This is a genomic window from Mycobacterium sp. E342 (genome assembly GCF_001667665.1).
Taxonomy (GTDB): domain Bacteria; phylum Actinomycetota; class Actinomycetes; order Mycobacteriales; family Mycobacteriaceae; genus Mycobacterium.
This window is the reverse complement of record NZ_LZJM01000182.1, coordinates 19719-27410: the sequence shown is the minus strand read 5'-3', so window position 1 is coordinate 27410 and position 7692 is coordinate 19719. Positions and strand designations below refer to the sequence as shown.

6 protein-coding genes are annotated in these 7692 nt (G+C 66.8%); 1 reads left to right on the top strand and 5 read right to left on the bottom strand.

All coding sequences use genetic code 11. The features are described 5' to 3' along the window. The first annotated feature begins 203 nt into the window (after window positions 1-203). A complete protein-coding gene (locus A5692_RS13440) occupies window positions 204-1349 on the top strand; it encodes a Rieske 2Fe-2S domain-containing protein (RefSeq protein ID WP_068056740.1) in 1146 nt (381 codons plus the stop codon). 28 nt (window positions 1350-1377) lie between these two features. On the opposite strand, the gene A5692_RS13435 is transcribed toward A5692_RS13440, so the two are convergent. From A5692_RS13435 to yvcK, 5 genes are all read right to left on the bottom strand, one after another. Further along, on the bottom strand, window positions 1378-2628 hold the full coding sequence (locus tag A5692_RS13435) for a cytochrome P450 (RefSeq protein WP_068056738.1): 1251 nt from the start codon (window positions 2626-2628) through the stop codon (window positions 1378-1380). Window positions 2629-2663: 35 nt separating this feature from the next. Beyond that, window positions 2664-3848 carry a 3-hydroxy-9,10-secoandrosta-1,3,5(10)-triene-9,17-dione monooxygenase oxygenase subunit gene (gene hsaA, locus A5692_RS13430; protein ID WP_068056737.1) on the bottom strand — a complete coding sequence of 395 codons (1185 nt, stop codon included), beginning with the start codon at window positions 3846-3848 and terminating at the stop codon, window positions 2664-2666. A gap of 356 nt (window positions 3849-4204) precedes the next feature. After that, window positions 4205-5593 (bottom strand): wax ester/triacylglycerol synthase family O-acyltransferase, encoded by a 1389-nt coding sequence (locus tag A5692_RS13425; RefSeq protein WP_068056736.1) that lies wholly within the window; start codon window positions 5591-5593, stop codon window positions 4205-4207. A gap of 53 nt (window positions 5594-5646) precedes the next feature. Further along, complete coding sequence (gene whiA, locus A5692_RS13420; protein ID WP_156766068.1) at window positions 5647-6624, bottom strand: DNA-binding protein WhiA; 978 nt, start codon at window positions 6622-6624, stop codon at window positions 5647-5649. Beyond that, window positions 6621-7685, bottom strand: a complete 1065-nt coding sequence (gene yvcK, locus A5692_RS13415) for a uridine diphosphate-N-acetylglucosamine-binding protein YvcK (RefSeq protein ID WP_156766069.1) — start codon at window positions 7683-7685, stop codon at window positions 6621-6623. Before yvcK ends, whiA begins: the two co-directional genes overlap by 4 nt. Between the last annotated feature and the right edge of the window lie 7 nt (window positions 7686-7692).

Genomic DNA, 7692 nt, shown 5'->3' with positions numbered 1-7692 from the left:
GCCAACCACGCACCAACACCTACCACCACCCGGAGCGATTCCTCCGCGACACCGACGACGACGAACCCGGATGACACCAACAAGGCTTCACCACTAGGGCAATAAGTCACACATCTAGGGGCTTTAGCCTGCATCCACGCCGCGGTGATGCGCGGAAACTATAACGTGTTCTAGTTCGGCCGGTGAGCTACTGGAGGCGTGAAGTGAGCATCGATACCGCTGGCGTCGGCGTCCGAGAGATTGACGTCGGAACGTTGCCGACCCGGTTTGCTCGCGGCTGGCACTGCCTGGGCGTGGTCAAGGACTTCCTGGATGGCAAGCCCCACCCGGTCAACATCTTCGGCACCAAGCTCGTCGTCTTCGCGGACACCGAACACAATCTGCACGTCCTCGACGCCTACTGCCGGCACATGGGTGGGGACTTGTCTCAGGGCGTGGTCAAGGGCGATACCGTCGCCTGCCCGTTTCACGACTGGCGGTGGGGCGGCGACGGCAGGTGCAAAGAGGTGCCGTACGCCAAGCGCACTCCGCGAATGGCGCGCACGCGGTCCTGGCCCACCGAGGTGCACAACGGTCTGTTGTTCGTTTGGCACGACCACGAGGGCAACCGGCCGCCACCGGAATTGCAGATCCCCGACATTCCCGAGGCCGCCAGTGGTGAATGGACCGACTGGCGTTGGCGCAGTGAGCTCATCGAGGGTTCGAACTGCCGCGAGATCGTGGACAACATCGTCGACATGGCGCACTTCTTCTACATCCACTACGGCTTCCCGACGTACTTCAAGAATGTCTTCGAGGGCCACATCGCTTCGCAATACTTGCGCACCGTGGGCCGGCCCGATGTGCTGCTCGGTGGTTCGCACTACACCGGCGAACAGACACTGGATTCCGAGGCCTCGTACTTCGGCCCGTCGTTCATGATCAACTGGCTGCACAACAGTTACGGCGGCTACAAAGTCGAATCGATCCTCGTCAACTGCCACTACCCCGTCACGCAGAACTCCTTCATGCTGCAGTGGGGCATCATCGTGCGAAAGCCCAAGGGAATGAACGACGCCGACACCGAGAAGCTGTCCAAGGCGTTCACCGACGGCGTCAGCATGGGCTTCCTGCAGGATGTCGAGATCTGGAAGCACAAGACCCGGATCGAAAACCCGTTGCTGGTGGAAGAGGACGGCCCGGTCTACCAGTTGCGCCGCTGGTATCAGCAGTTCTATGTGGACGCCGCCGACGTCACGCAGGAGATGACCGACCGCTTCGAGTATGAGGTCGACACCACCGCCGCGAACAAGCACTGGCACGCCGAGGTGGAAGAGAACCTACGGCCCAAGGTTGAACAGACCCAATAGGATTCGTCGCGAACATTAGTCGCGCCGATCAGTGTGCCACCGGGCACCCGCCGGTGTAGTCGACCTGCCAGTGCTTGATGCCGTTGAGCCACCCCGACCGGATCCGCTGCGGTTTTGCGATCGGCGTGAGGTCGGGCATGTGGTCGGCGATGGCGTTGAACATAAGGTTGATCGTCAATTTGGCCAGGTTCGCGCCAATGCAGTAATGCTCGCCGGTGCCGCCAAAACCAACGTGCGGGTTGGGGTTACGCAAGATGTCGAACTGGAACGGATCGGTGAAGACGTCCTCGTCGAAGTTGGCCGAGCGGTAGAACATCAGCACTCGCTGGCCCTTCTTGATCGTCACCCCCGACAGTTCGGTGTCCTCCTTGGCGGTGCGCTGGAATGCGGTCACCGGGGTGGCCCACCGGACGATCTCGTCCGCCGCCGTCTCTGGACGCTCCTTCTTGTACAGCTCCCACTGGTCGGGGAAGTCGCAGAAGGCCATCATGCCCTGGGTGATCGAGTTGCGCGTGGTCTCGTTGCCGGCGACCGCCAGCATCATCACGAAGAACCCAAACTCGTCGTCGGAGAGCTTCTCACCTTCGATATCCGCCTGCAGCAGCGTGGAAACGATGTCGTCGCCGGGATTTTCGTTCTTGATTTCGGCCATCTTCATCGCGTAGGCCAGCACCTCCGCCGAGGACACCTTGGGATCGACGTGCGCGTACTCCGGGTCCTGGGCGCCGGTCATCTCGTTGGACCACCGAAAGAGCTTGCCGCGGTCCTCTTGCGGCACGCCGAGCAACCCGGCGATGGCCTGCAGCGGCAGCTCGCACGCCACCTGCTCGACGAAATCGCCGGAGCCCTCGGCGGCGGCCGCCTTGGCAATGGCCTGGGCCCGCTCGTTGAGCTCGTCACGCAGCCGGCCGATCGCGCGCGGCGTGAACCCGCGGGAGATGATCCTGCGCAGCCGAGTGTGGTGCGGCGGGTCCATGTTGAGCAGGACGAGCCGCTGCAAGTCGATGTCCTCGCGGCTCATGTCGTCGGCGAAGCGCGGGATCGCGCCGTTGAGCCAACTGGAGAAGACGTCGTTGCGCAGCGACACCTCCTTCACGTCCTTGTGCTTTGTCACCACCCAGAAGCCGCCGTCGTTGAAGCCGCCCTTGCCGATGGGCTGGTCACACCACCAAATCGGTGCGTTGCGGCGGAGTTCCGCGAGCTCCTCGACGGGCAGCCGCTCGGCGTAGATGTCCGGGTCGGTCGGGTCGAATCCGGGGGGAAGATGTGGACAGGTCATTTGGTGGCTCCTCTGCGAGTCAGACCGGCGTTGAGTCAGACCATCGTGTCGGCGGGTGGCAGCCCGAATTCGTGGTTGCCGAAGATCAGGTAGGCCCGCTCGGGATCGTTGGCGGCATGCACCCGGCCGGCGTGCGCGTCACGCCAGAACCGTTGAATCGGAGCGCTATTGGCCAACGCGGTGGCGCCCGAGGCGTCGAACAGCCGGTCGATCGAGGCTACCGCACGAGCGGTGGCACGCACCTGGTCGCGACGGGCCCGGGTACGCAGCTCGAACGGGACCTCCCGGCCCGCAACCAGACACGAGTACTCGTCGCCGACGTTGCCCATCAGCTGTCGCCATGCGGCGTCGATGTCGCTGGCCGCCTCGGCGATACGGACTTTGGCGAAGGGATCGTCTTTGGACTTCTCGCCCGCGAACGCCGCGCGCACCCGCTTGCCTTGATGCTCGACGTGGGATTCGTAGGCGCCGTAAGCCATGCCGACGATGGGGGCGGTGATCGTGGTGGGATGCATGGTGCCCCATGGCATCTTGTAGACCGGGGCGGTGTTGGTCACCAAACCGCCGGCGGTGTGGTCGTTCATCGCCTTGTAGGACAGGAACCTGTGCCGGGGCACGAAGACGTCCCTGACCACCAGGGTGTTGCTGCCTGTGCCCTTCAGGCCGACCACATGCCAGACGTCGTCGATGCGGTAATCGCTTTTCGGAATCAGGAAGCTGCCGAAGTCGACCGGCTGGCCATCTTTGATGACCGGGCCGCCGACGAAGGTCCACGTGGCATGGTCGCAACCCGATGACCAGTTCCACGAGCCATTGAGCAGATAACCACCGTCGACCACCTGGCCGGCACCCATGGGGGCATACGAGGAGGAGATGCGCACGTTGGCGTCCTCGCCCCACACGTCTTGCTGGGCCTGCTGGTCGAACTGAGCCGCATGCCAGTTGTGCACGCCGAGAATCGACGCCACCCACCCGGTCGACCCGCACGCGCTGGCCAGGCGCCGGACGGCCTCGAAGAACACCGCCGGATCGCATTGCATCCCGCCCCACTGCCCCGGTTGCAGCAGCCGGAAGAAGCCGATTTCCTGCAGCTCGCTGACGGTGGCGTCCGGCAGCCGCCGCAGCTCCTCGGTCTCCTGCGCCTGCTGCCGCAGCCTGGGCAGCAGGTGGTCGATGGCGGCCAGAACGGACTGGGTATCGACTTCTTGAATGGTCGTCACTGCTACCTCCACGCGTGCGGACTTAGTCAAAGGACTAGAGCACGTTGCGATGTTGATCGAGTATTTGGTTGTTTGCGCTGTACAAGAGCATTAATGCCTGCACTGCAACTTGTTCTAATTATGGCTGCGCGCCGAGTCGCGGCTAGGGCATAAAGTCCCACAGCTGTTCCGCGCGCAGGGATGGGAGCGCGCGCAGACCTGGGCAGTGAAGCCCGGCCACGCCGCGCTCGCGATCGCGATCGCGCTAACGCTGGCGGCGACCCGACTTCGCCCGGCTACGCCGCGCTCGCGATCGCGCTAACGCTGGCGGCGACCCGACTTCGCCCGGCTACGCCGCGCTCGCGATCGCCGCTAACTCACTCCAGCGTGGCCGCCTTCTCGAGCTCGGTGAGCGCCGGCTCGATCCGGTCCGCCATGTCGTCGATGTCGTTGGCCACCTCGGGCGTCGTCACGAAACCGAAGTCCAGGTAGTCGGTGTAGGAGAAGCAGGTGATGTTCAGGGCGACATCCATGACCGGTGGACCGAGCGGCACCAGCGAATCCAGCTTGGCGCCGGCCATGTACAACGGGAATGGCGGGCCCGGGACATTGGAGACAACCAGGTTGATAGGCGCCAGGTTTCGCGATAGCCCGCTGGCGGTGTAGGCCCGCGCAGCCAACCCCAACAGCCCCGGCGGCGTGGTCTCCGTGAGCCCCATGATCTGGTGCGCCGACAACGCCTTGGCCATCAGCTTGGCGTTCTGGGTGCTTTCGTGGATGGCCTGCAGCCGCTCGGCGGGATCGTCGACGTCGGTGGCCAGCGACACGGTCATCGAGCTCACCTTGTTGCCGACGTCGTCCTTGTCGTCGTCGGTGCGGGTGGAGACGGGGATCTGGGCGATGAGCGGTTTGACGGGCAGCTCACCACGCTTCTGCAAGTACTCCCGGGCGGCGCCGGCCACCAGCGCCAGCACGACGTCGTTGAGCTTGACGCCGTAGGCGTCCTTGACGGCCTTGGCCCGGGCCAGCTCGACGCGGCAGCCAGTGATCCGCCGGTGCGGGGATACGGGCGCGTTGAACCGGGTCTTGGGCGCTTCGAAATACCTTGGGGGCCGGCCGCTTACACCCAGCGCGGCGATCTGCTGGCGGACGGTTTGCTCCACGAGCCTGGCGATGCGGAAGGGCGTCTTGACCCCGACGTTGATGAGCGCGCCCACCGCCCGCCGTTCGATGCCCGGAATTCGTGAGCCCACCAGCGATCCGACCGTTTCCCGTTGCGGCGGGCGCGGTTCCGCCGTGACGTCCAATAGGATCTCACCCAGGCCGGCACCGGAGACGCCGTCGACGATGGCGTGGTGCATCTTGGTCAGCGACGCGACCCGGCCGCCCTCGACGCCCTCGATCACCCACATCTCCCACAACGGCCGGGCACGGTCCAGCTTGTAGGACATCAGCCGGCCCACCAGCTCCTCCAGCTCGCGGCGGCCGCCGGGCGCCGGCACGGCGATGTGCCGGATGTGGAAGTCGATGTCCAACTCCTCGTCTTCGACGAACCACGGCCGGTCCAGCCCGAGCGGCGCACCGGTGACCCGCCACCGCAGCTGCGGCAGCTCGGGCAGCCGCTCGATGATCAGCTCGCGGAGCCGCTGGAAGCTGTACTCCGGCGAATCCTTGGGGTCGCAAATCGCCAGTGCGCCCACATGCATGTGCCAGCCCGCGGTCTCGGCCGACCAAAACGCCGCATCAACGCTCGAAAGCCGCTTCATGACCCGACCGTAGCCCCCACCCACCCGTTACGAACAGCGATTGACGCGACCGGTTACGCGTCTTCCAGCAAATCCGGAGTCACCGCCGATTCGGTGTCCGGGATACCCTCGATTTTCGCCTTGCGATCGGCCATCGAGAGCAGCCGCCTAATGCGGCCGGCGACAGCGTCTTTCGTCATCGGGGGGTCGGCGAGCCGGCCCAGCTCCTCGAGTGAGGCCTGCCGGTGCTCGACGCGTAGCTTGCCGGCCGAGGCCAAATGGTCGGGGACGGTGTCGCCGAGGATCTCCAGCGCGCGTTCCACCCGGGCGGCCGCAGCGACGGCGGCCCGGGCCGAGCGGCGCAGGTTGGCGTCGTCGAAGTTGGCGAGCCGGTTGGCCGTCGCCCGCACCTCGCGGCGCATCCGGCGCTCCTCCCAGATGAGCCGGGTGTCCTGCGCGCCCATCCGGGTCAGCAGTGCGCCGATGGCCTCGCCGTCGCGCACCACCACCCGGTCGGCGCCACGCACCTCGCGGGCTTTCGCGCTGACCCCGAGCCGGCGCGCAGCCCCCACCAACGCCAGCGCGGCCTCGGGGCCGGGGCAGCTGACCTCCAGAGCCGACGACCGCCCCGGCTCGGTCAGCGACCCGTGCGCCAGGAAGGCTCCGCGCCAGGCGGCTTCGGCGTCGGGGATGCTGCCGCCCACCACTTGGGCCGGCAGACCCCGCACCGGGCGGCCGCGGTTGTCCAGGAGGCCGGTCTGGCGTGCGAGCGCCTCGCCGTCGTTGGCCACCCGCAGCACGTAGCGGGTGGTCTTGCGAATCCCGCTGGCGGACAACACATGCACGACCGCGTTGTAGCCATAGAGCTCGAAGATGTCCTTGCGCAGTCGCCGGGCGACGTTGCCCAGGTCCACCTCGGCCTCCACGACCACCCGGCCGCCGACGATGTGCAGCCCGCCGGCGAACCTCAGCAGGGACGTCACTTCCGCGCGACGCGCGCTCACCGACTTCACGACCAGGCGGCTGAGCTCGTCCTTGACTTCGGTCGTCATCGCCACGCGTCGTCACCCCTTGGTCCGCTGCCGGCCGGTCCGTTGCCTCCGGGCTGTGGGCTTGCACCGTCGACCCGCATATCCGCGGTGGCCGTGATCGGGGGCGCTGCCGGACCCTTGCGGGCCGCCCGGACCCCGTCCAGGGCCGCCGCGAGCTTGCCTGGGTCATGTAAAGGTGTACCAGGTCGAGCCACGTCGACGAAGTGGACCTCGGCCGAAAGCAGCGTCGCCGTGCGGCGCAGGTGCTCACGCTCCCGCTCCCCGGGAACCCGCTCGGCATCGATGATGATGTCGTGGACGGTGAAACCCGGTGCGTGCTGGGCCAAAACGTGCAGATGCCGCTCGACGGAGAAGCCGGCCGTCTCTCCCGGCTCGGCCACGAGGTTGAGCACCAGGGCACGACGGGCGGTGGTGGCCCGCAGCGCCGCCGCCAGGCCGGGCACCAGCACGTGCGGGATAACACTGGTGAACCACGAGCCGGGACCCAGCACCACCAGGTCGGCGGCCATGATGGCGTCGACGGCCTGCCGGGTCGCCGGAGGGTCGGACGGCAACAGCCGCACCCGCCGCACCTTGCCCGGCGTGGTGGCGACCGCCACCTGGCCGCGGATCAGCCGGAACATCCGCGGATCGGTCTCCAGGCCGGACACGTCGGCCTCGATCTGCAGCGCGATCGGGCACATCGGCAGCACCCGGCCCTTGACCCCGAGAATCCGGCCGAGCTCGTCGAGCGCGGCCACCGGATCGGCCAGCACCTCGGACAGCCCGGCGAGCATCAGGTTGCCGATCGGGTGTCCGGCCAGCGCGCCGTTGCCACCGAACCGGTGCTGCAGGATGGTCGCCCACAACCGCCCGTGCGGGCTGTCGGACGCCAACGCCGCCAACGCCATTCGCAGATCGCCCGGCGGCACCACGTTCAGTTCGCTGCGCAACCGGCCGGACGAACCCCCGTCGTCGGCGACGGTCACCACGGCGGTGACATGAGGGGTCAACCGGCGCGCCGCGGACAGTGTCGCGTACAGGCCGTGTCCCCCGCCCAGCGCGACGATGCCCTGATTCATCGGGGCG